At 68.6% G+C, this 24,995-nt stretch carries 16 protein-coding genes; 7 read left to right on the plus strand and 9 right to left on the minus strand.

Features of this window, described 5'->3' with window-relative positions:
- Window positions 1-37 precede the first annotated feature (37 nt).
- The 4 genes from mtnC to ACFW6D_RS23040 form a co-directional block, all read right to left on the minus strand.
- On the minus strand, window positions 38-724 hold the full coding sequence (gene mtnC / locus ACFW6D_RS23025; protein WP_379331250.1) for an acireductone synthase: 687 nt from the start codon (window positions 722-724) through the stop codon (window positions 38-40).
- Window positions 721-1,290, minus strand: coding sequence for an acireductone dioxygenase (locus tag ACFW6D_RS23030; RefSeq protein ID WP_379331252.1), 570 nt, complete (start codon window positions 1,288-1,290; stop codon window positions 721-723). Before ACFW6D_RS23030 ends, mtnC begins: the two co-directional genes overlap by 4 nt.
- Window positions 1,287-3,155, minus strand: a complete 1,869-nt coding sequence (gene mtnA, locus ACFW6D_RS23035; protein WP_379331254.1) for an S-methyl-5-thioribose-1-phosphate isomerase — start codon at window positions 3,153-3,155, stop codon at window positions 1,287-1,289. Before mtnA ends, ACFW6D_RS23030 begins: the two co-directional genes overlap by 4 nt.
- 106 nt (window positions 3,156-3,261) lie before the next feature.
- Window positions 3,262-5,667: an arylsulfatase gene (locus ACFW6D_RS23040; RefSeq protein ID WP_379331256.1), complete on the minus strand. Its 2,406-nt coding sequence runs from the start codon at window positions 5,665-5,667 to the stop codon at window positions 3,262-3,264.
- A gap of 244 nt (window positions 5,668-5,911) precedes the next feature.
- Between ACFW6D_RS23040 and ACFW6D_RS23045 the strand changes: the two genes are divergently transcribed.
- From ACFW6D_RS23045 to ACFW6D_RS23060, 4 genes are read left to right on the plus strand one after another with little or no spacing between them, the layout of a single operon-like run.
- Window positions 5,912-7,489 (plus strand): ABC transporter substrate-binding protein, encoded by a 1,578-nt coding sequence (locus tag ACFW6D_RS23045; protein WP_379331258.1) that lies wholly within the window; start codon window positions 5,912-5,914, stop codon window positions 7,487-7,489.
- Window positions 7,486-8,445, plus strand: coding sequence for an ABC transporter permease (locus ACFW6D_RS23050; protein WP_379331260.1), 960 nt, complete (start codon window positions 7,486-7,488; stop codon window positions 8,443-8,445). The genes ACFW6D_RS23045 and ACFW6D_RS23050 overlap by 4 nt, the downstream gene beginning before the upstream one ends.
- Entirely contained in the window at window positions 8,442-9,302 is an 861-nt protein-coding gene (locus tag ACFW6D_RS23055; RefSeq protein ID WP_379331262.1) for an ABC transporter permease, read from the plus strand. The genes ACFW6D_RS23050 and ACFW6D_RS23055 overlap by 4 nt, the downstream gene beginning before the upstream one ends.
- Entirely contained in the window at window positions 9,299-11,257 is a 1,959-nt protein-coding gene (locus tag ACFW6D_RS23060; RefSeq protein WP_379331264.1) for a dipeptide ABC transporter ATP-binding protein, read from the plus strand. The genes ACFW6D_RS23055 and ACFW6D_RS23060 overlap by 4 nt, the downstream gene beginning before the upstream one ends.
- A 50-nt stretch (window positions 11,258-11,307) precedes the next feature.
- Here the strand turns inward: ACFW6D_RS23060 and ACFW6D_RS23065 are convergent, their stop codons facing one another.
- The 5 genes from ACFW6D_RS23065 to ACFW6D_RS23085 all read right to left on the minus strand — a co-directional run bounded on the left by ACFW6D_RS23065 (window position 11,308) and on the right by ACFW6D_RS23085 (window position 16,088).
- A complete protein-coding gene (locus ACFW6D_RS23065; RefSeq protein WP_379236894.1) occupies window positions 11,308-11,469 on the minus strand; it encodes a hypothetical protein in 162 nt (53 codons plus the stop codon).
- 229 nt (window positions 11,470-11,698) lie between these two features.
- Complete coding sequence (locus tag ACFW6D_RS23070; RefSeq protein ID WP_379331266.1) at window positions 11,699-13,138, minus strand: ATP-binding protein; 1,440 nt, start codon at window positions 13,136-13,138, stop codon at window positions 11,699-11,701.
- 49 nt (window positions 13,139-13,187) lie between these two features.
- The gene (locus ACFW6D_RS23075; protein ID WP_379331268.1) at window positions 13,188-14,930 is read right to left on the minus strand and encodes an NTP transferase domain-containing protein; all 1,743 of its coding nucleotides are present in this window, start codon (window positions 14,928-14,930) and stop codon (window positions 13,188-13,190) included.
- A gap of 74 nt (window positions 14,931-15,004) precedes the next feature.
- Window positions 15,005-15,295, minus strand: coding sequence for an MGMT family protein (locus ACFW6D_RS23080; protein ID WP_379331270.1), 291 nt, complete (start codon window positions 15,293-15,295; stop codon window positions 15,005-15,007).
- A gap of 4 nt (window positions 15,296-15,299) precedes the next feature.
- Entirely contained in the window at window positions 15,300-16,088 is a 789-nt protein-coding gene (locus ACFW6D_RS23085) for an alpha/beta fold hydrolase (protein WP_379331272.1), read from the minus strand.
- Window positions 16,089-16,203: 115 nt separating this feature from the next.
- On the opposite strand from ACFW6D_RS23085, the gene ACFW6D_RS23090 reads away from it, so the two are divergent.
- The 3 genes from ACFW6D_RS23090 (at window position 16,204) to ACFW6D_RS23100 (ending at window position 24,955) form a co-directional block, all read left to right on the plus strand.
- Entirely contained in the window at window positions 16,204-19,962 is a 3,759-nt protein-coding gene (locus tag ACFW6D_RS23090; protein ID WP_379331395.1) for an ATP-dependent helicase, read from the plus strand.
- Window positions 19,959-23,786: an ATP-dependent helicase gene (locus ACFW6D_RS23095; protein WP_379331274.1), complete on the plus strand. Its 3,828-nt coding sequence runs from the start codon at window positions 19,959-19,961 to the stop codon at window positions 23,784-23,786. Before ACFW6D_RS23090 ends, ACFW6D_RS23095 begins: the two co-directional genes overlap by 4 nt.
- A 110-nt stretch (window positions 23,787-23,896) precedes the next feature.
- Entirely contained in the window at window positions 23,897-24,955 is a 1,059-nt protein-coding gene (locus ACFW6D_RS23100; RefSeq protein WP_379331276.1) for a potassium channel family protein, read from the plus strand.
- The last annotated feature ends 40 nt before the right edge of the window (window positions 24,956-24,995 follow it).

The raw sequence follows: 24,995 nt of genomic DNA on the forward strand, positions 1-24,995 counted from the left end.
GAGGTCCCGGTCCTGGTGGATCGGGACCTCGACGTTTCTACGGACTCGGATCCACCTCGGTGAACGAGCTCACCCAGCGGTGGGGCGGGCGTGGGGGATGAGGTTCGCCGGGGCGGTGGACACCGATCGCCTGCCAGCCCGCTGCTGTCGCGGCGTCGAGTTCGTCGGGGTGGTCGGAGAGGAACAGGATTTGTTCCGGTGCGGTGGCGATGCATTCGGCGATGACGTCGTAGGACTCGGTGTCGCGTTTGGGGCCCGCGGTGACCAGGTCGAAGTGGTCGGTGATGAGGGGCGAGAGATCGCCGGGGGTGGCGTAGGTGAACCAATCCCGTTGGTTGCGTTCGGATCCCGAGGAATAGATGTAGAGGTGAAAGCCTGCGGCATGCCAGGCTTTCATGGCGGGGACCACGTCGTCGAAGAAGCGTCCGTGGAGTTCGCCCGCGCGGAAGCCCTGGGCACAGATCGCGCCCTGAGCTGCCTTGAGTGGTTCGGCTTTCACGTCGGAATGTAGCCAGCTCGTGAGGATTTCAGCGATTCGAGGAGGATCTGCGGTCGGCTCACCGGCCAGTTCCCCGGTCGTCGCGATCACGGATTCGGCTGCGCCGGAAGCATTGTCGGCCAACCACTGCGGCAGGTGTTTTTCGGTGTAGCCGTAGAGGTCGGTGCGGACCGAGTCGGTGGGGCTGGTCGTGCCTTCGATGTCGAGGACGATCGCGCGGGTCATGCGAGCAGTTCGTCGAGGGTGGGGAAACCGGCGCTGATCTTGTCACCGGTGAAGTCGCCGATCCAGCCGTCGGCCTCCTCGAAGAAGCGGATGGCGATGAAATCGGGGGTGGTGCCCATGTCGAACCAGTGCAGGGTGCCCGCGGGGACCGAGAGCAGGTCACCCGCTTCGCAGACCGTTGCCAGCACCGCGTCGTCGACGTGCAGGTAGAAGCAGCCGCGCCCGGCGGCGAAGAAGCGCACCTCGTCCTCGGCGTGACGGTGCTCGTCGAGGAACTTCGCCCGCGCGCCGGCTGCCGTGGCAGGCCAGTCCGGGTTGTCGGCGTCGGGGTGGATGCGCGCGACGTCGATGTGCTCGTAGCGGCCCGAGGCGTTGAGTTCGGCGATCTGCGGGCCGTAGTGGTCGAGCAGGGTGTCGGAGTCGGTGGCGGTCGCGTCGGCGAGGGTGTCCCAATGGGAGTAGGCGATGCCGTGTTTCGCGAGTTCGGCGCCGATCTCGGTGGGGTCGGTGGTGCGCACGCGCACGTCGGCGGCGTTGTCCGCGGCCATCACTTGCAGCAGGGTCATGTCGGTCCGATCTCGAGAGACGTGGCGTCGGTACGACCGGTGCGGGCGATCAACTCGCACAGGGCTTCCAGGCATTCGGCGCGGTCACGCGCCTGAGCCAGAGTGTCACCCCAGGTGGTGATGCCGTGGCCGGTAATGAACAGAATCGGTGGGGCATCAGGGTTTTCGCGCAGGTAGGTCTCGATGTCGGTGCCGATGCGCCGGACCTCCGGCCAGTTCGGGAACACCGGGACCCCCACCGTCGAAGGGTCGGGCAGGCCGAAGCCTTTCAGCAGCTCGAAACCGGTGATGGACAATGTAACTACATGACCCCCGGGCAGTGCGGCGTTCGTGGTCGGAGCGCTGCCCGCCGTGGTGGCCAGGGCGGTGGCGAAGGGGGAGTGCACGTGGACGACGGCGCGGGCGGGTCGTGTGCGGTAGACGGCGGTGTGAATGCTGGTCTCCGCGGACGGTTTCCGGCTTTGGCCCGGTCGCGCGACGGTGTCGGCGATCGTGACGAGGACCGTATCGTGTTCGCTCAGTTCACCTTTGGACAAACCGCTGGCGGTGATCAGCGCATCGTCGCCCTGATCGGGTTCGGTCGACGCTATCCGCACCGAGATATTGCCCGCCGTCCCCGGCATCCACCCACGCTCATAGAGCTGACGGGCGGTCGCGGCGATAGCCGAACCTTGTTCGGAGAAAGCCGACGTGCCACCGGTTTCCGGCTGGACCTGCGCAGTGAAGGCATCCGAGTTGCGGTAGACCGCACCGTTTTCCGTGACGACGGCGGTGACCAGGTCGGCGGGAGTCACGTCGAAGGCCGGGTTGAACACCGCGGTGCCGACAGGTGCGGTTTCGACTCCGCCGAATCCGGTGACCTCGGCGGCGGCCCGCTGTTCCACCACTATCTGCGCCCCGGTCGCCATCGTGGTGTCGCGGGTGGATTCCGGGGCGACCACGATGAACGGGATGCCGTGGTGGCGGGCGGCCAGGGCGAGGGCGAAGGTGCCGATCTTGTTGGCGACGTCGCCGTTGGCGGTGATCCGGTCCGCGCCGACCAGGACCGCGTCCACCTGACCGGTCGCCATCGCCCAGGCGGCGGCGGAGTCGATGGTGAGCCGGTGCGGGATGCCTGCCTCGGCCAGTTCCCAGGCGGTGAGCCGGGCGCCCTGCAGCAGTGGGCGGGTCTCGTCGACCAGCACGTCTTCGACGGCGCCGCGTTCGTGCAGCACACCGATCGCGCCGATCGCGGTGCCGACCGCGCTGGTGGCGAGGCGGCCGGTGTTGCAATGGGTGAGCAGGCGCAGCGGGCGGTCGCCGCACAGCCGTTGCACCAGGTCGGCGGCGTGGGAGGCGGCGGCGAGGTTGACCCGGCCGTCCTCGGCGAGCATGTCCAGGGTCTCGGCCAGCACCGCGTCGGCACCCTCGGCGATCCGGCCACGCACCCGGTCGACCGCCCACGCCAGATTGACGGCCGTCGGCCGCGCCGCGGCAATTCGATCGGCCTCCGCCTGCACCGCGGCGACATCGACCACGCCACCAGTCCTGCCCGCACCGTCAGCCTGGTCGACGACGCCCGCGACACCGAGCCCGCCGTCCGCCGGGGGTTCCACGATCGCCCAGTCGGTCGAGGAAATCGACTCCCCGTCGGTTGGGTGAGCCGGGTCGTTCAGCGATCCGCGCGTGTGTGCCCTGGTCGCGATGACCACGCCGAACGCACCCGCGATCCCGATCGCAGGGGCGCCGCGGATGGCGAGGGTGGTGATCGCGTCGATGATCTCGTCGACGGAGCGCAGGCGCAGTTCCCGTACCTCGTGCGGCAGTCCGCGCTGGTCGATGGTGACGAGCGCACCGTCGTCCCAGGTCAGGGAACTGTCGTCCATCGGGGTGGGTCCTGTCTGCGTGGTAGATCCGGCTGGTAAACGGTATCCGACCTGGTCGTGGCGCCGTGCCGGGGGCTCCGGTCGATGGCGGCCACCTCGTCGTCCGTTACTCCGCCGCGTACTCGGCCTCCCGTTCCACAGCGTCGATCGTGCGCTGCGGAACCTGGATCGGGCCGGGAGTGTAGGTGATCGCCCGCAACGCACCGGTGTAGCGGAACGGCCCGCGGCGCTCGCGCAGGTCCCACGAGACCGGCCCGCGCGCGTCGATGCCCACCGAGATCCCGGTCCACGGCGCCATGCCGACGAGCTGTACCTGGTCGGTGAGTTCGGCCAGCGCGGTGCCGTCGGCTTCGACGGTGAAGTCCCAGCGCAGATGCGGACGGACCACAGCGCGCACCGTGACCTCCCGCGTTCCGATCGGCAGCGGCACTCCCACCGAGGCGTATCGGCCGTAACTGTTCACGCCGAGCACCAGTTCGCCGTCTTCGATGTAGAGCAGGTATCCGCCCAGCGGATCACCATGGGCGACGAGCACGCCTTCATCGCCGAGACGATAGCCGCGTCCATCCACGTGGCCGGTCCCTTCCGCGCCAACTGGGGCCGCGGTGAGCGGTGACGGCGCCACCCGACCGGTGTCGGGGGATGGCCGGGTGCCGGTGAGGTCAGCGGTGATGGTGAAGTCGCGGTAGGCGATGAGTCGTTGGGAGCGGTAACGCTCCAAGGTCGGGGTGCCGGGTAGCAGCCGGACAGGGGCGGCGAAGCGCGCTTCCTCCGGGCGGCGACGGAAGAGGTCGGCGCGGGTCAGCAGCGGGAAAACGGTATTGGCCCAGGCCGATTCGTCCCAGGAGGCGGCGAGCTCGGCGGCCTTTTCCGGGTATTGCGCCGAAAGGTCGTGGAGCTCTGTGGGATCGGCGCGCACGTCGAACAGCTGCCAGTTCGGTGCGTCGAGGTCTTCGCCGTCTTCGTGCAGTGACAGCAGTTTCCAGCCGTCGCGATAGAAGCCGCGGTGGCCCGTCATCTCCGAGTACTGCTCGGTGTGCAGAGTCGGCGCGGCAGGATCGCGCAGCAGATGGGCCGCCGAGACGCCGTCGAAGTCCTTGGCGGGCAGACCATTACGCACGGTCGGTCGCGCCAGCCCCGCGAGCTCGAGCAATGTGGGCGCGAGGTCGGTGACGTAGGCGTATTCGTGCCGGATACCGGCGTCGGTCTCGGTGCGCGGCAGCCCCTTCGGCCACGACACGACCAGCGGCACCCGGACGCCACCGGCGAAGGTCTGCCCCTTGTAGAACCGGAACGGCGTGTTGGAGGCCTGGCCCCAGCCGCGCGGGTAGTGCACGCCCAGCTTCGCGGTGCCGATCAGGTCCTCGTCGTGCGGCACATCGCCCACCCAGTCGGGGTCGTCGACGTGGGCGAATTCGGCGAAGTAGGTGCGGGTGCCCTCCGGGCCGCCCTCGGCGGTGCCGCCGTTGTCGGAGGTGAACACGATGATGGTGTTGTCGAGTTCGCCGAGGTCGTCGAGCAGGTCGACGATGCGGCCGAGGCTCTGGTCGATGCTGTCGACCATGCCCGCGTATACCTCCATGTACTTGGCGTAGCGCCGCTGTTCGTCGGCCGACAGCGAATCCCACTCCGCCGCTTCGTAACCCGGCTCGGTATTGCGCGGCTTCTGCTCGGTGCCCGGCGGGAACAGTCCCTGGGCCAGCTGCTCGGCGAAGCGGCGTCTGCGCAGTTCGTCCCAGCCCTCGGCGTAGCGGCCGCGATACTTGGCCTGGTCCTCGGCCTTGGCCTGCAACGGCCCGTGCATCGCGACGTGCGCGAAGTACAGGAAGAACGGCTTCTCCGCGTCGTGCGCGCGCAGGTCCTTGATGTAGGACAGCGCCTTGTCGGTGAGATCGTCGGTGAGGTAGTAGCCCTCGGGGTATTCCTCGACATCGACCACCGAGCTGTCCGACACCAGCTGATTGGGGTAGTAGAAGGAGTTCAACCCCTCCAAAGATCCGTAGTAACGGTCGAATCCGCGCTGTGTCGGCCAGGAGTCCCGATGCGCCGCCGGGTTCATCGTGGCATCGCGCACCAGATGCCATTTGCCGACCGCGTAGGTGGCATACCCGTTGTCGCGCAGGATCTCCGGGAGCGTGAGCACATCGTCGGCCAGTTCCAGGCGCAGCCCGGGATAGCCGGGATCGGCATTGGCGACGAAGCCGAAACCCGCACGGTGGGAATTGATTCCGGTCAGCAGCGCCGCGCGCGAAGGCGAGCACAGCGGCGTCGTGTGGTAGTTCGACAGTCGAACACCCCGGGCCGCGAGACGATCGAGGGTCGGGGTTTCGATCTCCGAACCGAACGGCCCGATATCGCTGTACCCCATGTCGTCGACGAGCACGACGACGATATTGGGCGCACCGGCGGGTGCGGTGGGTGGATAGGTCCACTCGGGGGTCGAACCCGCCGACGTGCGGGCGGCCGAGCCGCCGAAGGATTCGTAACCGCGAGCATGGGGTGGAACAGGCATTCCCGCAGTAAAGACGACATATCCGCTGGTCACCAGGGTTAAGTGCACGGTGCGTCGAATCGGTGACCGGTACGCCGCAACTTGTTAGCGTCACTGCCATGCTCGCGAATCAGCCATCCCGCTGCTGTTCGTGTCGCGTCCTGCGCGGCTGACGAACTCCTGCGCCCGATGTGTTCCCCTTCCTGCGGTGCTGTGCACCCTCCTCGGCCCCGCGCGGGTCGATGCGTCCTCGAGGATCTTCACGATGAGCTCTACCCCCGGCGGCTTCGACCGTCGTAACTTCCTGCGCACCAGCGGTATCGCCGCGGCAGCCATCTTCGGCGGTGCGGCGCTGGCCGCCTGCACCTCGGCGGTCTCGGAGCAGAAGGCGGGCGGCGACAACGCGACACCGGTGCGCGGCGGCACCCTGAAGGTCGGCATCCGGGAGGACCTGGTGCCGGCGAACCTGCTCACCAACACCGCCGCCACCCCGGTCGTGATCGGCCTGGTCTACGAATCGCTGATCCGCTACCCCAACGACAGCTTGGAACCGCAACCGCTGCTGGCGAAGTCGTGGCAGCTCGCCGCCGACGGCCGATCACTGAGCCTCGACCTGCGCGACGACGTGAAGTTCCATTCCGGCCGCCCCTTCACCGCCAAGGACGTCGAGTTCTCGCTGCGCACCTATGCCGACGCCAAATGGTCAGCGCAGCTGCGGAGTTCAGCGGCCGCCGTCACCGGGTTCGACATCGTCTCGCCGACACGGATCGTGCTGCAGTTCGCCCACCCGCTGAACAACATCTACGACCTGCTCGACACTGTCCCGATCCTGGACAGCGAAACCGCCGACAAGCTCGGTACCGGCGACACCTATATCGGCACCGGACCGTTCAAATATGTTCAGCGCGTCCCGAATTCGCAGTTGATCTTCGAGAAGAACCCCAACTACTGGATTCCCGAGCGCCCCTACCTCGACCGGGTCGAGGTCTCGATCATCCCCGATCCGAACGCGCTGCTGAACGCGTTGAAGTCCGGTCAGATCGCCGCGGCCCGCGACCTCGCCTACCGCGATGCCGAAAACCTCGGCAAGAGCGGTGGATACACGGTGCTCGACCTCGAAGGCGCTGAGCTGCAGTCCTATGTCGGCGTCAATGTGACCGAACCGGCGCTGGCCGACGTGCGGGTCCGCCAGGCCATCGCCTACTCACTCGACCGCGAACGCATCGTCAACGAGGTGTTCCGGGGCGCGGGCTATCCGCTGAACGTGCCGTGGCCCAAGAACTCGCCCGCCTTCGACGAGTCCCGCAACACCAAATACAGCCGTGACGTCGGCAAGGCGAAGCAGCTGCTCGGCCAGGCCGCGAAGCCGCCGAAGCTGCCGCTGACCTTCGCCCCCGGCTACGGCGAGGTCGCCCAGATCGTGCAGGCCAACCTCGCCGACGTGGGCATCGAGGTCGAACTCGACCCCGTCGACGCCGCCACCTTCGTCAAACAGCTCACCGGCCAGCAGTTCCGTGGCCTGTGGGTCACCGATCACTCGTGGGCGCAGTTCGTCCCCTCGACCCTCACGGTGAGCGCCTACCCGTTCAACGCTCGTCGCAATGCCTCACGTTACGAATCGCCCGCCTACACGGCAGCCGCCGACACGGCCTGGCAGCTGCCCCAGGGGACCGGGCCCGAGGCAGTGCGCGCCTATCAGGCCGTCACCGACCAGCTCCTCGAAGGTCTGTTCCTGATCGAGATCGGCGTGCGCTTCCTGCAGGTCTCCACTGTCAACAAGGTGCACGGTTTCGCCTGGACCAAGCGGCGCGAACCCGTTCTCACCGACACCTTCCTGTCATGACGCGGTATGTGCTGCACCGACTCCCGTCCGCGCTGCTGGTTCTGTTCGGCGCCTCGGTGCTGATCTTCCTGATGCTGCGACTGGTCCCGGGCGACCCAGCGACCATCCTGGCGGGCAATGACGCGACACCGCAGAACATCGAGGCGATCCGCCACCAACTCGGACTCGACCGATCGATCCCGGTGCAGTATCTGCAGTGGCTCGTCGACGTTTTCACCCTCGATCTGGGCCGCTCCTACATCATCGGCGGTCAGATCACCGATCTGGTCGGCCGTGGACTCACCAACACCCTGGTACTCACGACGACCGCGCTGCTGCTGGCCGTGCTGGCGAGCCTGCTGGTATCGGTGGCGTCGGTGCTGTGGCCGAGCCGCTGGCTGAATTCTGTTGTCGCCGCGGCGAATACCGCCGCTGTCGCGCTGCCGACCTTCGTGGTCGGCCCGCTACTGGTGCTGTTGTTCGCGGTCGTGATCCCGGTGCTGCCCTCGGGCGGGGTGCCGCCGGACGGCTTCATCGCCAGGCCCGATATCGCGGTGCAGTACCTGCTGTTGCCCGCGATCTGCCTCGCCCTGCCGGTGTCGGCGGCGCTCACCCGGTTCCTCACCGAAGCGTTGCGCACCGAACTGGCGAAACAGTATGTGCTGACAGCACGTTCGCTCGGGGTCGGCCACCGCGAGATCGTCACCCGTGGCGCACTGCGCAATGCGCTGCCGACCATGCTCACCGTGCTCGGCATCCAGACCGGGCAACTACTCGGTGGTGCGGTGCTGGTGGAGGCGGCGTTCGTGTGGCCGGGGATCGGCCAGCTCATCGAGCAGGGCGTCAGTCGACGCGACTACCCGCTCGTGCAGGTGCTGTTGCTGCTGTCGGTGGCGGTGTTCGTGGTGATCCAGCTGATCACCGACGTCGCGCATGCCTGGCTCGACCCTCGTATCCGGATCGGAGGACGAGCATGACAATCGACGAAACCAGTGTGGCGGTGGATGATTCGCCGCGAACCAACGAATCGCTGCGCGCACTGCGGCACGGTCAAGGCCTGGCCGGGATACTGCTGGTGGTCACGGTGGCGCTGGCCGGGCTGTTCGCCGGAGTGCTCACCTCCTACGACCCGCTCACCCAGATCCCCGACGCCAACCTGCTCGGGCCGAGCGCGCAGCACTGGCTCGGCACCGACCACCTCAACCGCGACGTGGCCGCGCGAGTACTGGCCGGCATTCGGATCGACCTGCTGATCGCGTTGCTCGCGGTGCCGATCGGCGCTGTGATCGGGGCGCTGGTCGGGCTGGCCGCCACCGTCCACCCGGTCGCGGACGTCACCGCGCAGCGGGTGTTCGACCTGATCCTGGCCTTCCCGACGCTGATCTTGGGGATCATGCTCGCCGCGATCACCGGGCCCGGCTGGCACGCGGTGGTCATCGTGATCATCGCCGCCGAGATCCCGATCTTCGGTCGTCAGATCCGCACGGCGGTGCTCGCGGTGCGCGAACAGCCGTTCGTGGAAGCCGCGGAGGTGATCGGCGCCGACCCGTGGTGGACCCTGCGAAAGCATGTGCTGCCCAACGTGATCGAGCCGCTCGGTGTGCAGTTCGCGCTGTCGCTGTCGGTGGCGGTATTCCTCGAAGGCGCGATGAGTTTCATCGGGATCGGCGTGCGTCCGCCACAGCCCTCGCTGGGGTCGCTGATCGCGGGCTCGATCGCCAACCTCGACGCCAACCCCTGGATCGCGATCGGGCCGCTGACCGTGGTCGCCGCGTTGACCCTGGGATTCCTTCTGATCGCCCAGGCATTGGGCCGGGCAAGGAGATTGGCATGAGTACGCAGAACGATCCGGTGCTCGACATCGACGAGCTGACAGTGCGATTCGGGGACAAGACCGTCGTCGACGGGGTGAGCTTGCGGGTGCATCGCGGTGAAGTCGTTGCGCTGGTCGGTGAGTCCGGCTCGGGGAAATCGCTCACCGCGCGATCGGTGCTCGGGCTGTTGCCGGGGACCGCGCACGCGGGTGGTTCGATCCGGCTCGGTGGCACGCAGGTCGTCGGCGCCGAGGAGTCCGTGCTGCGGGATCTGCGTGGAACCAAGGCGGCCATGGTCTTCCAGGAGCCGCAGACCGCGCTCAATCCGGTGCAGAAGATCGGCACCCAGATCGCGCAGGCGCTGCGTGCGCACGGTGTGACCGACAAGAACGCAGCCAGGGCTCGGGTGGTGGAACTGCTTGCCGCCGTGGATATTCCGGAGCCGGAGAAACGTCTGGATTGGTATCCGCACCAACTCTCCGGCGGGCAGAAGCAGCGGGTGGTCATCGCGCTGGCACTGTCCGGCGAGCCCGACCTGCTCATCGCCGACGAGCCGACCACCGCCCTCGACGTCACCGTGCAGGCCGAGATCCTCGACCTGCTGCGCTCGCTGCAACACCAGCGCGGCACGGCGATCCTGTTCATCACCCACAACCTCGGGGTGGTCGCGGAGATCGCGGATCGGGTCGTGGTGATGCGGGCAGGGCGGGTGGTCGAAGAACAGGCGGTTTTCGGGCTGTTCGCTGAGCCTGGGGAGGAATACACGCGGACATTGTTGGAGGCAGTGCCACGGTTGCCCGCGGTGTTGTCGCGCGATCTCGCGGCAGGTGGGTCGGCCGATCCTGCGGCCGGCGAGGTGCCGCAGAACGATGTTCGATCCACAGAACCAGCCGGCGTCGGTACCGGCTATGAGCCCATCGACACTGGGAAGGTCACCGACAGCGGTGTCGGCGCAGATCGGGTGCCTGTCGATACCGGCGAGGGTGCGGCGAGCGGCCGTAACGATGACGGATCGGCGGGCGCGGCAAGTGATGACGACGGCGTGACGCAGCGGGCGGTTCGCCGAATCCTGCGCCGGGTCATTGTGCGTGAGCCGGCGGTGGTCGCCGAAAAGGGCGGCGGGCGAGCGGAACCGGAATACCGCGACGTGCTGCGGATCGACGATCTGTCGGTGGTGTACCCGGGCCGCCAGGGTGGTGCGTCTTTCCCCGCACTGCAGGATATTTCGCTGACTCTCGGTCCGCGTGAAGTCCTCGGCATCGTCGGTGAATCGGGGTCGGGCAAGAGCACACTCGGCCGCACCGCACTCGGTCTCGTCCCCGCGACCTCGGGACGTGTTGAGCTACAGGGTGTTCCGCTGACAGGCGTATCGCGGCGCGAACTGCGTGGGCTGCGCAAGCACGTAGCCCTCGTGCATCAGGACGTCAGCGCCTCGCTCGATCCGCGCCGCACCGTGGCCGACGCGATCAGCGAACCGCTACAGGTGCATCGGGCCGCATCGGGCGCTCTGTTGCAGGCCAAGGTCGCCACTTTGCTCGAATCAGTGCGCCTGCCAAGGGATTACGCGCAGCGCAGGCCGGGGGAGCTGTCCGGCGGGCAGCGTCAGCGGGTGGCGTTGGCTCGTGCGCTGGCCTTGGCGCCGCGCCTGCTGGTGGCCGACGAGCCGACCAGTGCGCTCGATGTGTCGGTGCAGGCCCAGGTGCTCGACCTGTTCGCCGACCTGCGCGCCGAATACGGCTTCGCCAGTCTGTTCATCAGTCACGATCTGGCCGTGGTGCACCAGGTCGCCGACCGGGTTGTGGTGCTGCGGCAGGGCCGGATCGTCGAAACCGGCGAGGTGCGCGCGGTATTCGCCGCACCGGCTCAGGAGTACACCCGCCGCCTGCTCGACGCGGTACCCGTTCCCGATCCGTCGACGGCGCGGCGTGGGCGGGCCGGATCCTCGGCAGGCGCGCTACAGAGCGTCGGGGCTTGACGTGGACGAGCCGCCGGTACGAATACCGGCGGCTCGTCGACACACGTAATTCAGTGATGGCCGGGGCGGCGCTGCTGATCCCGCCGATCGTCCTGGCCTGCTCGCGTCATGCCTTGCGAGTCCTGCTGCCCCTGCTCCTGCCGCTGCTCCTGCTGCTGGCGCGGCATCTGCTTGGGCATCTTCTTCGGCGCTTTCCGAGACTTGTCAGCCATCTCCACACGGTCCTTTCCGAGGGATAAAGGATAAAGCCTTTCAACGCACTGTCCGACGCAATCCACCTCGCGTGCGGGGCGTCCCACGCCTGACCCGACCAACAATAAGCACCATTACCGCCCAGCGGTAGACCTGAGTCAAAAATAGGCTAATGACCTGTGCGAATGCGGCGTGTCAGTGACGGCTGATCAATTCTTGTACCTGTCGCGAACTGTAATTCGATCAGTTTTACGACCGCCGCCAGGCGCTGACCAATTCTTCAGGTCCCCACCACGTTGCGACGGGGGCATCAGCGGTTGTTCCGGAACGGGAAACCGCGACCAAGGGGGTATTCGGATCCGTGCCGGGGATCGCTACCAGGGAGCGGCTGAGGGCGTCGTAGTCGTGGCGATCGAAGGGGTGATTGTCGAGCCATTTGATCGAGCCGACGAACTGGATGGACTTCGCGACGGGGGACCGGTCGGCGCCGATCAGGTCTATTTCCGGATTGTTGGCACGATTCCACCAGCCGCCGATTTCTTCTGTGTCGGGCCAGTTTTCATCAGGAAGCAGCCGGAGCAGGGAAGCGCGGATGAGGGGTTCTACGGCACGGCCTCGCCAAGAAGCCCACGACCGTTCGATGCGGCTCAGGGCAATATCGCCGCGGCCGCGTTCCACGAGCGGTATGCCGCGTTCGAGGAACGCCAGCCAGAAACGTAGATAGGAGTCGGTGATTCGGTAGCGCTTGTTCTTGGTGTCGGCGACAGTGGAAAGCGGGCGATCCGCGGCCACAATTCGCTTGTCCTGCAATGTTTTCAGAAGGGGGTTGAGGGTTCCGGCGGCGAGCTCACCCTGTGAGCCCGCTTGGGCGGCGATGGTGCCGAACGTGCGTTCGCCACTGCCGATCGCTTGCAGGACAGCGCGCGAACGCGTGCCTTCGGGGAACTCGCCGAGTAGGGACAGTTCGCCGGCGACCAACAAGGGCGACAGTGGGTCGGCGGTGGATTCGCGCAGGAAGTCCAGCCGGTCCATGCCGGGGCGCCACGCGGTGAGGATCTGGGGGAATCCACCGGTGATGAGGCGGGCGTCGATGGCTGCGGCCGCGTCGAGGCCGGTCATCGTTTGCACATCGGCGACGTCGAGTGGGTCGATCGTCATCTTGGTCGCACGGCCGAAGAAGGGGCGGTCGCGGGCTCCCAGCGCCTCCATGACCGAGATATCGCTGCCGACCAGAATCAACAGCACGGGCTTGCCGGACAGATCGCGATCCCACACCGTCTGCAACGCGCCCTCGAACTCGCCGTCCTGCTCGACGAGCCACGGCACCTCGTCGATGACGGCGACCGTCGGGCGATCGTCCGGTGTGGCGACCGCGAGCGCCCGCAACGCCTGGTTCCAGTCGGTTGCCGATAACCCACGGAGCAGGTCGGCGCCAGGGGAACCGATGCGGCTCGCGGCCTCGATGAAGTCGGCCCGCTCGGCAGTGGGATTTCGACCACGTGTCGCCTGGAACACGGTGTAGGGGACGTCGGCACGGTCGCAGAATTCCTGGACCAGCCGTGACTTGCCGACCCGCCGACGGCCGGTGACGATCACGGCACGGCCCGGTGTACCCGCGGCGCCGTCGGCGACTGCGCCGAGCTGGCGTACGAGGAGCGCGAGGTCTCTGGTTCGTCCGGTGAACTCCATGTTCCACCTAACTAAGAGTGAATCTTACTAAGATATCATCTTAGTTCATCTAACAGGGGAGGGGGAGGAATTCGACGGTTGAGCCGTTGGGGGCGTTAGGGGGGACGATTACGAGGCCGTCTCGGTCGATCAAGCCGGCCAGGTGGGCGGTGCGGACTGTGGGGTCGCCGACCCAGCCGCCGGTGGGCGCGTAGCGGGCGGGGGTGATGCGGGGGACGGGGGCGGTGATTTCGGCGGCGTTGTGGAGGGGGCCGAGGATTTTTCGGGGGAGGGGGGAGGCCGTGCGGGCGGCGACGATGGTGGGGGTGAGGGCCAGTAGGACGGCGATGGCGGCGAAGGGGTTGCCGGGGAGGCCGAGAACTGTTGGGCCGGTGGGTAGTTCGGCCACGATGGTGGAACCGCCTGGGCGCAGGGCGAGTCGGGGGACCAGGGTTCGGGCTTCGGCTCGGGCCAGGGCGGTGCGCAGTTGGTCGGCCGCGCCGCCACCGGTGGCACCGACTACGACGAGGAGATCGAAATCGGTGGTGTCGGTGAGCATGTCGTCGAAGCCGTGGGCGGTGTCGCGCAGGTGGACTCGGTCGACGACGCGAACGCCGCAGCCCGCGAGGAGGTCTGGGAGGACGGGGCCGATCGAGTCGCGGGTCTGGCCGGTTTGGAGGGGGCCGGTGCTGCGAATTTCGTCGCCGGTCATGACAATTCGCGCGCGTACCGGTCCGCGTACCGTGCCGGTGGTGACTTCGACCGAGGCTGCGGCCGAGCGGAGGGCGGCGGTGACCCGGGTGCCCGCGGGGGCGACGAGATCGCCGATGTTCCTGTCCTCACCGCTCTTTCGGACATCACCGCGGATCGGGGTGTCGGGCAGGCGGGTGAGTTCGTCGGCGGTGAGGGTCGCGAATTCATCGCGCAGGACCGAGGTGGTGCCGTCGGGGACGTGCGCGCCCGTGGCGATGCGCACCGCTTCGCCAGGACGGAGGCCTTCCGGCCTTGCGCCGCCTGCGAATCCCACGTCGCGCCGCAATTGCCATGGGCCGTCGCCGCAGACGGCGTAACCGTCCATGGCGGACACGTCGAAACGGGGGAGCGGTCCCGCGGCGGTGATCGGTGCGGCCAGTGCGGCGCCGGGGACTTCGCTCAGCGCAGCTTTGTAGGCGACCAGCGGCGTGAGACCGATACCGAGGCATTCCCGCGCTTCGGTGAGGTCGAGGCGGGCCGACGCACGGTCGGTGGCAAGGGATTCGCGGGCGCGGCGGACCTCTTCCTCGGTGTCGCAGTCGGCGATGTCCGGTAGCTCGACCAGGGTGGTTTCGGTGGGCACGATGGCTTTCATCGGCTGATTCACCAGTGAATCCAGTCCGGCCAATGCTGCCACCAGCGCGCTGCGCCGCCACACCCCGACGAGATACTGGGGGCGGCCGGAATCGTCGATCGCGAAGACCGCATCGGCAGTGGATTCAGCCGCGCGGGAGAGCAATTGACGCACGGTGTCGTCGGTGAGGAACGGCATGTCGGCCGCGAGCACGATGACCAAGGGGGCGGTCGAGGCGAGTGCGGCGAGGCCGGTGCCGATCGCGGCGACCGGGCCGGAACCGGGCGGGACCTCACGAACCTGCCCGAACCGGGCATCGAGTTCGGGTCGATGCGGCCCGACCACGACGACCTCGGCGCAGTCTCGCACCGAAGCCAGCGCCGCGTCGAGCATCGACCGCCCACCGATCACGATCGCCGGTTTGTCGACCCCACCCATCCGACTGGCTCGCCCACCCGCGAGCACGATGGCATCGGCGGCGGTCATCGGCTGATCCTGGATCGGGTAATCGGCACGAACGCCATGCTAGTAGGCCTCTTTATGTTAGCTCAGCGCCGAGGTCAGAGCCTGGCCGACCGAAGGTCGACCCGGCCGTCGACGATCGGCACACCTTCCTCGCCGAGCAGGCGGAGCTGACGGGCGGCCAGGTGTGCGGCGGGGCGGCCGGACGCGCCGATGACGCGGTGCCAGGGCAGGTCGGCGGAATCGGTGCGCATGATCCAGCCGACCGTGCGGGCCGAGGACAGCCCGGCCGCAGCGGCGATATCGCCGTAGGTCGACACACGGCCCGCCGGGATCGCGGCGACGAGTTCGCGGACCTTCTCCACCTGCTCCTCGGTCGTGACGGCCATCGAGCTACAGGGCCGAGGCGATCAGCGCGGCCGTCTCGGCGGGGCGGGCCTGGGCGACCATGTGGTCGCAGTCCCAGACCTCGGCGGTGAAGGTGTCGAGGTGGGCGGTGAGGGCGGCCAGGAACTCCGCGGTGACGTACGGGGGCTGCACCTTGGCGGCGCGGACCAGCACGGTCGGCAGGTCGGCGGGCGGCAGCACGAACGGTCGCGCCAGCTGACCCCAGTACGAGGTGATCGCGGGCTGGAAGATTCGCCAGCCGACCCGACCGCCTTCGGTGGGCACGAGGTGCTCGGCCAGCTCCCGTTCCAGGATCTCGGGGTCCACTTCATCGGGCCCCCACGCGCTGACCTGTTTATCGGAGCGGGCTTCGGCGAGGTCGGTGTAATCAGGGGAGGCCAGATTGGCGAGGGCGACCTGTTCGATCAGCTTCGCGTCGATGCCGATGGCCGGATCGAGCAGGACGAGCGCGCGGACGAGGTCAGGGTGCTGCCGGGCCAGATGGATCGCGGTGGCGCCCCCGAAGGAATGCCCGACCACGACGACCGGGCCGTCGGTCTCGGCGCGCACCAGCTCCGCGAGATCGGCGACGATCGTCTCGAAATCCCACGGCGGCAGCGAAGTGGATCGCCCGTGTCCGCGCAGGTCGGGGGCGATGATCCGGGCCTGGGGCAGGTGCTCGGTGGCGAGGGTTTCCCACCGGTTGCCATGGCCGGTGAGCCCGTGCAGGGCGAGGACGACCGGGCCGTCGGCGGGACCGAAACGATGCACATGTAGCGAGGACACGACTGCCATTCTGGCCGGTCGCGCACGGTCTCGCAGCGTGTCCCCTCGGTAGGGGTGCGCCGGTGTGTCGGACTGGTCTGTTGCAATAGCCGATGTGGTGCGATCGGATAGCTCGGTGCGACTTGTGCGCCGGACAACGCGGGCGCCCCGGCCGCGGGCCTGGGGTGCGTCCGTTCGCGCGCTGTTCGCCGAGCAGGCCGAGCCCGCGCCGCCGCGCCCTGGGTGGCGGCCGTGGCAGGTACTCGGCGGGCCGGGGACGGGCAAGACCGCGCTGCTCGTCGACCTGGTGACCGCGCGAATCGTCGAGGGTTCCGACCCGGAATCGGTGCTGGTCCTCACCCACACCAAACATGCGGCCGCGGCATTGCGCGATGCGATCACCCACCAGTTGGGGCCCGCCGCCGGTGGAATTCCGGGCGCGAGTCGCGAGCCGATGGTGCGGACACTGCACTCCTACGCGTTCTCGGTGCTGCGACGCCACGCCGATCTGCACGGCAACCCACCACCGCGTCTGCTCACCGGCGCCGAACAGGACGCGGTGCTGCGGGAGATGCTGCGGGGCGATCTCGAAGACATGGAAGCGGGCGCCGGGCTGTGGCCGCCGCGGTTGCAGCCCGCGCTGGCACTGGGGGGCTTCGCCGAGCAATTGCGCGACCTGATGCTGCGGGTGACCGAACGCGGGCTCGGGCCGGAGGACTTGATGGCGCTCGGGCGCGAGCACGACAACGACGCGTGGGTGGCGGCCGGTCGGTTCTTCCAGCGCTATGAGCAGGCGTCGATGCTGCGCTGGTCGGTCGGTGTCGCCGCACCGGAAGCCACCGCGCCCGCCCTCGATGCCGCGGAACTGGTAGGCGCGGCGCTCGACGCGCTGGCCGGTGACCGGAATCTGCTTGCCGCCGAACGTGATCGGATCCGCTACCTGCTCGTAGACGATGCACAGCACCTCGACCCGCAGGCCGCGACGCTGGTGCGCGCGATCGGCAGCGGCAGTGCGAGCACGGTCGTCACCGGTGACCCGGACCAGGCGGTGTTCACCTTCCGCGGCGCGGATTCGCACTTCCTCACCGAGCTCGACACCGTGCCGCAGCGGCGAATCGTCTTGCGCCACAACTATCGCAGTGGTGCGCCGATTCGATTGGCGACCGCTCGTATCGCGGCGAGATTGCCGGGTAGCGCGCGGCACCGGGTACTGCCAGGTCATGAGAACGAGCCGCCCGAAGCCGTGGTGGGTGAGGAGTCGGGTTCGCTCTTCGCGGGAGACGACCTGCTGCCCGAGTCCGATCTGTGGGTGCCACCCGGCGACGAGTGGGTACCACCCGACGATGAGTGGGTGCCGCCGGACAACGACTGGGTGCCGCCCGAGGACGACGGGGTGCCGCCGGAGGACCTGCCGCCCGTCGACGAGTCGAGTGTGCGGGTGCGGGTGTTGTCGACGCCCGCCAAAGAGGCGGCGCTGATCGCTGATCATCTGCGGCGCGCGCATCTCACCGATGGGGTGGCGTGGTCGGCGATGGCGGTGATCGTGCGGTCGGTGCCGTTGTCGTTGGCGCCGTTGCGGCGGGCGCTGCTGGCGGCGGGGGTGCCGGTGCGCAGGCCGGCGGTGGCCGAACCGTTGGCGCGTCGGCGGGGGGCGGCGTGGATGGTGCTCGCGTTGCGGGTGTTGTTGGCGGGGGATTCGTCGCGGCCGGGGTCGCGGCGGGCGATCGATGCGATGTTCTCGCCGGATGATGCGATGGATCTGCTGTCCGGGCCGCTCGGTGGCGCCGATCAGATCGCGTTGCGCCGGTTGCGTCGTGGCGTGCGGCGCAGTGTGCTCGATCTGGAGCGCACCGGCGCGCTGGCCGAACCATTCGTCGACGGTGCCGATCAGTTCCTGCTCTGGGCCGAGGCCCCGCCGCCGGAAATGACTGAGCCCGAACCTGATCCGGTCGACGACGACTGGCTTCCCCCGCCGGACCTGGAGGATCCGCTACGACCGGAACCCGAACCGGACTGGGATATCGCCGAGCGCCTGCCCGACGATATCGACCTCCTCGACGTCGAGAAGCCGCCTGTCGCAACAACAATCGTCGAACAGGCGCGGCCCGAACCGGCGGTTGCCACGGTGCCGCTCATCGACCAGTCCTCCGCCGAAGTCCTGCGTGACCTGATCGTCGGCGTCGGCGAACTGCGCCTGCTCGACAGGCTCACCGAAGTCGAGGCGGCACCGCTGCGTCGCGTGCTGCGTGCGGTGGCGAAGGCGAAGGAGACCCAGGCCAGAGGGCAGGGTCTCGAAGACGTGCTGTGGACGTTGTGGACGAGTTCGCGGCTGGAGCGGCGCTGGTTCAAGCAGTCGCGGCGCGGTGGTGCCTCGGGGATGCAGGCCGACCGCGACCTCGATGCGGCCGTCGAATTGTTCGACGCCGCAGCCGCTTACGTCGACCGGCTACCGAAAGCGAGCATCGACGGCTTCGTCGAATACCTGCTGCACCAGCAACTTCCGCAGCAAGGTAGGCCGCTGACCGCCGAAGGCGACGCAGTGACCCTGCTCAGCGCGCACGCTGCTGCGGGTCGGGAGTGGGATGTGGTGGCGGTTGCCGCTGTGCAGGAAGGGATCTGGCCGAATCCGCGCTCCCGAGGAACCCTGTTGCACACCGAGGATCTCGTGGACCTGGTCGGCGGGGTCGATCCGAGCGCGACGTTGAGCCGGGCCGCGCCGATCCTGGCCGAGGAACGCAGGCTGCTCCTCGTGGCGTGCAGTCGGGCCCGACGGTCGCTGCTGGTCACTGCGGTCGAATCCGCTGCGGGCGACCAGGACCTGGTGCCGTCGCGGTTTCTTGCCGAGCTTGTCGGCGACGACGACAGCGGCGAACCCGGCGCGTTGCCGGTCGCCGATCCTGGCCGCGCGCTGGTGATGCACGCGCTGGTCGCCGAACTGCGCGGAGTGGTGTGTGATCCGGGGGCCGACCCCGAGCGTCGCGACCGGGCCGCACGTCAGCTGGCCCGGCTGGCCGATGCGGGCGTGCCCGGCACCGACCCCGGCGACTGGTACGGCACCGCCGAACTCAGCTCGCAGCGCGAACTCTGGGACGACGACGATTCGCCGATCGGGCTGTCACCGTCGACGGTCGAACTCCTGCGCACCTGCCCGCTGCGGTGGGCGCTGGAACGGCACGGCGGCACCGACGGCGACAACCCGCACGCGGTGAAGGGCAACCTGGTGCACACGCTCGTGCAGGCGCTGGCGGGCGACGTCCCCGAGGCGCAGGTGCGGGCGGCGCTGGACCAGGCGTGGAAAACGGTCGACCCGGCCGACGGCTGGCACTCGCGTTCAGAGCTGCGCCGCACCGAAACCATGCTCGAAACGTTCCTGGCCTGGGTGCGCACCACCCGGGGTGAACTCACGCAGGCCGGGGTCGAGGTGCCGGTGGATTGCGTGCTGCCCGCGCGCACAGAAGGCGCACGGGCCGTGCGGATTCGGGGACGGATCGACCGGCTCGAACGGGATGCGCAGGGGCGCTTCGTCATTGTCGACGTGAAGACCGGAAAGACCCCGGTCAGTGCGAAGGCCGTCGCCGATCACGCGCAGTTGGCGACCTATCAGGTGGCGGCCGCGCACGGTGCGCTCGAGGAGGAATCGGACGAGCCCGCGCCCGTTGTCGAGCCCGGCGGTGCGCGACTGGTCTACGTCGCCAAGCCGAGCACGAAAACCGGTGCAGCGGAACGAACTCAGAGCCCGCTGGACAATGACGGACTCGACCAGTGGCGCACCACTATCCACGATGCGGCCGATGCGACGCGCGGGCCCGGCTACCTGGCAGTCCGCAACGACGGGTGCAGGCATTGCCCGGTCGCGGGCAGTTGCCCGGTGCAGGACACCGGACGGCAGGTGACCGACGAGTGAGCGGCGTGCGCGTCACCCCGCAGCGGTTGGCCGACGCGCTCGGCCTTCCGCCCCCGACCGACGAACAGTCGGCGGTCATCGCCGCACCGCCGGGGCCCACGCTGGTCGTCGCGGGAGCGGGCGCGGGCAAAACCGAAACGATGGCTTCGCGGGTGGTGTGGATGGTGGCCAACCAACTGGTCGCCCCTGACGAGGTGCTGGGGCTGACCTTCACCCGAAAAGCCGCACAGCAGTTGACCTCTCGTATCCGGACGCGGCTGGCCAGGTTGGCCGGTGCGCCACTGCTGCGCGAGATCGACCCCAGCGGTGCGTTGCGCACGATCGTCGCCGGGGCCGAGCCGGAGATCAGCACCTACCACTCGTACGCGGGCAGGCTGCTCACCGCGCACGGGCTGCTGCTGCCGGTGGAGCCCTCGGCGGCGCTGCTCACCCAGACCCAGTTGTGGCAGCTCGCGCACGAGGTGGTGCGGTCATGGGACGGCGACCTCGACACCGACCGCACCCCGGTCTCGGTGACCGAGGCGGTGCTCGCCCTGTCCGGGCAGCTCGCCGAACACCTGGTGGAACCGGAGCAGTTGGCCGACGCGCACGCCGAGCTGGAGAAACTCGTCTACACACTGCCCGCCGGTCCCCGTCAACGCGGCGGGCCGAGTCAGGCACTGATCGGCGTGGTGAACGCGCAACGTGAGCGCGTCGCCCTGCTACCGCTGGTCCAGCAACTCGCCGACGCCCTGAACCGGCGTGGCGCACTGGATTTCGGCTCCCAGATGTCCCTCGCCGCGCAGCTCGCCGTCGACCACTCGGAGGTGGCCGCCGCCGAACGCGCGCGCTTCAAACTGGTCCTGCTCGACGAATACCAGGACACAGGGCACGCCCAACGTGTCCTGCTCTCGGCATTGTTCGGCAATGCCGAAGCGGTGCAACAGGATCGACCGAGGCAGCCGGTCCGGATTCGGGGCGACGCGCAGCCGACCCGAGTACCCGAGGCCGACGCCTTGTTCGCGGTAGACGACCAGGATTCGGCGCGGTCTCGTGGCGACGGAAACGCGGGCATAGGCCCGACGGAGCTGTCGCCCGGTGTCGGTGGGGGTGATCGCGGCGAGCCCGGCGGCACACACGGCAGTGGTGCGTCAGACGGTGGTCGTGGTGGTGAAGGCCTGCGCGCCACCGACGGACCAGCGCGGACGGAGCCGCTGCCGACCAGAATATCGCCGAAGGTTGCCGCGACCGCCGGGTCGACCCTGCACAACAGTGCAGCGCGTGTCGATGATGCGCACGTAAACCACAGTGCGACTGAGGAATCCGCGATATCCGTGCGAGCTCTCGCGGTGACGGCGGTGGGTGACCCGATGCAATCCATCTACGGGTGGCGCGGTGCCTCGGCGGCCAATCTGCCGAGGTTCGCCACCGATTTCCCCGCTGCGCCAGGGGTTCCCGCGCCGGTCTTGCCGCTGCTGACCAGCTGGCGCAATCCCCCCGAGGCGCTGGCGCTGGCGAACCTCGTAGCGGATCCATTGCGTGCGGTGGCGCGGGCGGGCGGGGGTGCGACCGTGGACGCGCTGCGGGCGAAGCCGGCGGCGGAGGCGGGAGTGGTCGAGTTCGCGCTCACCGAAACCATTGCGCAGGAACGGGACTGGATCGCCGAGCGGATCGCGCGAGAATGGGCGACGGCGCGGGAGAGTCAGGAGCCGCCACCCACTTCGGCGGTGCTGATCCGGCGTAACGCCGATGCGGCGCCGTTGGCCGAGGCGCTGCGCGAGCGGGGGTTGCCGGTGGAGATCGTCGGGCTCGGCGGGTTGCTGGCGACGCCGGAGGTCGCCGATATCGTCGCCACGCTGCGGTTGATCGCCGAACCCGGCACCGGGAGTGCGGCGGTCCGAATTCTCACCGGTGCTCGGTGGCGGATCGGGGTGGCGGATCTGGCCGCGCTGGCGCACCGTGCGCGGATGCTGTCCATCGGCAGCGGATCTGGCACCGCCGATGCCATCACCGATGCGGCCGGACTCGCGACGGCGCTGCGCGAGGTGGCACCCGAACCGACCGAGAAGGCCGGTCTCGCCGATGCCATCGCCGATCCCGGTGCGCCAGAACAATATTCGGAAGCAGGGTTCGCGCGGATCGCCGCCTTGAGTGAGGAGTTGGCCGCCCTGCGAGAGCGCAGCGGGCAGCCGCTGGTCGAGCTCGTCGCCGATGTCGAACGCACCATTGGCGTCGGCGTCGAGACCCAGGCCAGACGCGCGATCGCCGGCGGGGGCGCCGGTCGCGAGCACCTCGACGCCTTCGCCGAGGTGGTGGCCGGGTACGCCGCCGACTCCAGAGCATCGCTGAGTGGTCTGCTCGCCTTCTTCACCGCTGCCGAATCGGTCGAAAACGGTTTGGAGCCAGGCGAAGTGGAGGTTGCGCGCGACCGTGTGCAGGTGCTCACCGTGCATGCCGCGAAGGGCCTGGAATGGGAGGTCGTCGCGGTCCCGCACGTGAGCTCTACGGTGTTCCCGTCGACGACCGCACTGAGCACCTGGCTCGGCGCGCTCACCGAACTCCCCACCACGCTGCGCGGCGACCGCGCCCAACCGGACGCGTCCGAGGGCGTGCCCGTCCTCGATCTGAGTACCGTCGGCGACCGCTCCGAACTCGAACACGCGCTCGCCGACCACAAAGACGCGCTCAAGAGCCGCCGACTCGACGAAGAACGCCGCCTCTTCTACGTGGCTCTCACCAGAACCGAACGCGTACTGCTGGTTTCGGCCTATTACTGGCCCGAGACCGGCACCTCGCAGAAAGGCCCCTCGGACTTCCTACTCGAACTCAAGGAAGCGAACGAGAACCCCGACAGCCCGGCCCACGGTGTCGCCACCATCGCCCGCTGGGACGACAAACCACCACCGGACGCGGTGAACCCTTTCGCCGACAACCCACCCACCGCCCAATGGCCGCGCGACCCCCTCGGCAACCGCCGCGACCCGATCGAACAGGGCGCCGCGTTGGTGCGCGAGGCACTCGACCGGTTGCGTGGCGGGCCAACGGGTCCCGACGACGCGAGCGACAACGAGCGAACCACCGACGACGCCGAAAGTGTGGACGACGACCCGGAAGGGTGGGCCAACGACGTCGACGCCCTCCTCGCCGAATTCACCGCCGCCGAGCTCGCCGAACAACAGGTGGAACTCCCCGGCCAGCTCCCCGCCACCGCCCTGGTCGAACTTCGCGCCGACCCCACCCGCCTGGCCGCCCGCCTGCGCCGCCCACTGCCGTACCCCCCGAACCCGATGGCCCGGCGCGGCACCGCTTTTCACGCGTGGGTGCAATCCTGGTTCGGCACCGAACAGCTGCTCGGCCTCGACGAACTCCCCGGCGCCGCCGACAGCACCGGCGAAATGGGCCGCGCCGACCAGGAACTCGCCGCCATGCAGGCCGCCTTCCGCCGCTCACCGTGGGCGCACCGCAACCCCGTCGACGTGGAAGTGCCGTTCGAAACCAGCATCGCGGGCACCGTGATCCGCGGACGCATGGACGCGGTGTTCGCCGAACCCGGCGGCCGCTGGATCGTGGTCGACTGGAAGACCGGCGCCGAACCCGGCCCCGCCGACGAACCCGCCGTCGCCATGCAGCTCGCCGTCTACCGCCTCGCCTGGGCCCGCCTGATGGCCGCCCGCACCGGCGAGGCCGAGGACCGAATGCTCCAACGAGTCGGCGCCGCGTTCCATTACATCCGCTCCGGCCGCACCATCGCCCCCACCCAGTTGGCGGGCCCGGCCGAACTCGAACGCCTCATCCGCGACGCCGCACCCGAAAACATAGACACCGATCCACAAGACAACGCCTGAGCCGATAGTGTTGCGATCGCCGAAGGATGATCTCCAACGGCACAGGCCGAGAACATCACGGCGCGGCCGATCACCCAGCGGCGCCAGCCGCCAAAATTACAGGAGCAGGCATGTTCGGTGACACGCGCAACCCGGTCGGGTTGAGCAGCAGTCCCGACTACGCCCTGGTCGGTCTCTTGCGTATCCCGGCGGCGCAGTCGAGCCCGTGGGTTTCGCTCACCCGTCGCGTCCTTTTCGCGATCCTGCTGCTGTTCACCGCGGCGACTGTCGTCTATATCGGGCGGCACGGCTATCGCGACAACACCGGCGACGAGCTGTCGTTCCTGGACGCGATGTACTACGCGACGGTGTCGCTGTCGACCACCGGCTACGGCGACATCGCCCCGGTGACCCCGTCGGCGCGCCTTGTGAACATCATCGTCATCACCCCACTGCGCGTTCTCTTCCTCATCGTGTTGGTCGGTACCACTCTCGGCGTGCTGACCGAACGGTCGCGGCAGGCATTCAAGATTCAGCGATGGAGGCACACCGTGCGTAATCACACCGTCGTCGTCGGTTACGGCACCAAGGGCCGGACCGCGATCGATGCGATGGTCGGTGACGGAGTGCAGTTGTCCGACATCGTGGTGGTCGATACCGACCCCATCGCGCTCGAGGCCGCCGCCGCAGCGGGTCTGGTGACCGTGCACGGCTCGGCCACCAAGTCCGATGTGCTGCGGTTGACCGGCGTGCAGCGCGCGTCCGCGGTCGTCGTCGCCACCAACCGCGACGACACCGCCGTGCTGGTGACGCTCACCGCGCGCGAGCTGAACAAGACGGCCAAGATCTCCGTGGCCATCCGCGAGGCGGAGAACACCCACCTGGTCCGCCAGTCCGGCGCCGACTCGGTGGTGGTGTCCTCGGAGACCGCGGGCAGGCTGCTCGGCATCGCCACCACCACCCCCACGGTGGTGGAGATGATGGAGGACCTGCTCACCCCCGAGGAGGGCTTCGCCGTCGCCGAACGCGAGGTGGAGCCGGGCGAAGTGGGTGGCTCGCCGCGCCATCTCAGCGACATCGTGCTCGGTGTGGTGCGCAACGGCGCGCTGATCCGGGTCGGCGAACCCGAGTCCGACGCCCTCGAAGCCGGGGACAAACTGCTTTACATCCGCCGCGCCGGAAGTAAATAGAGCGCGTGCGCGGCTGAGGAACGCTGACACTATGCTCGGC

The organism is Nocardia sp. NPDC058705 (genome assembly GCF_042749305.1).
GTDB lineage: Bacteria > Actinomycetota > Actinomycetes > Mycobacteriales > Mycobacteriaceae > Nocardia.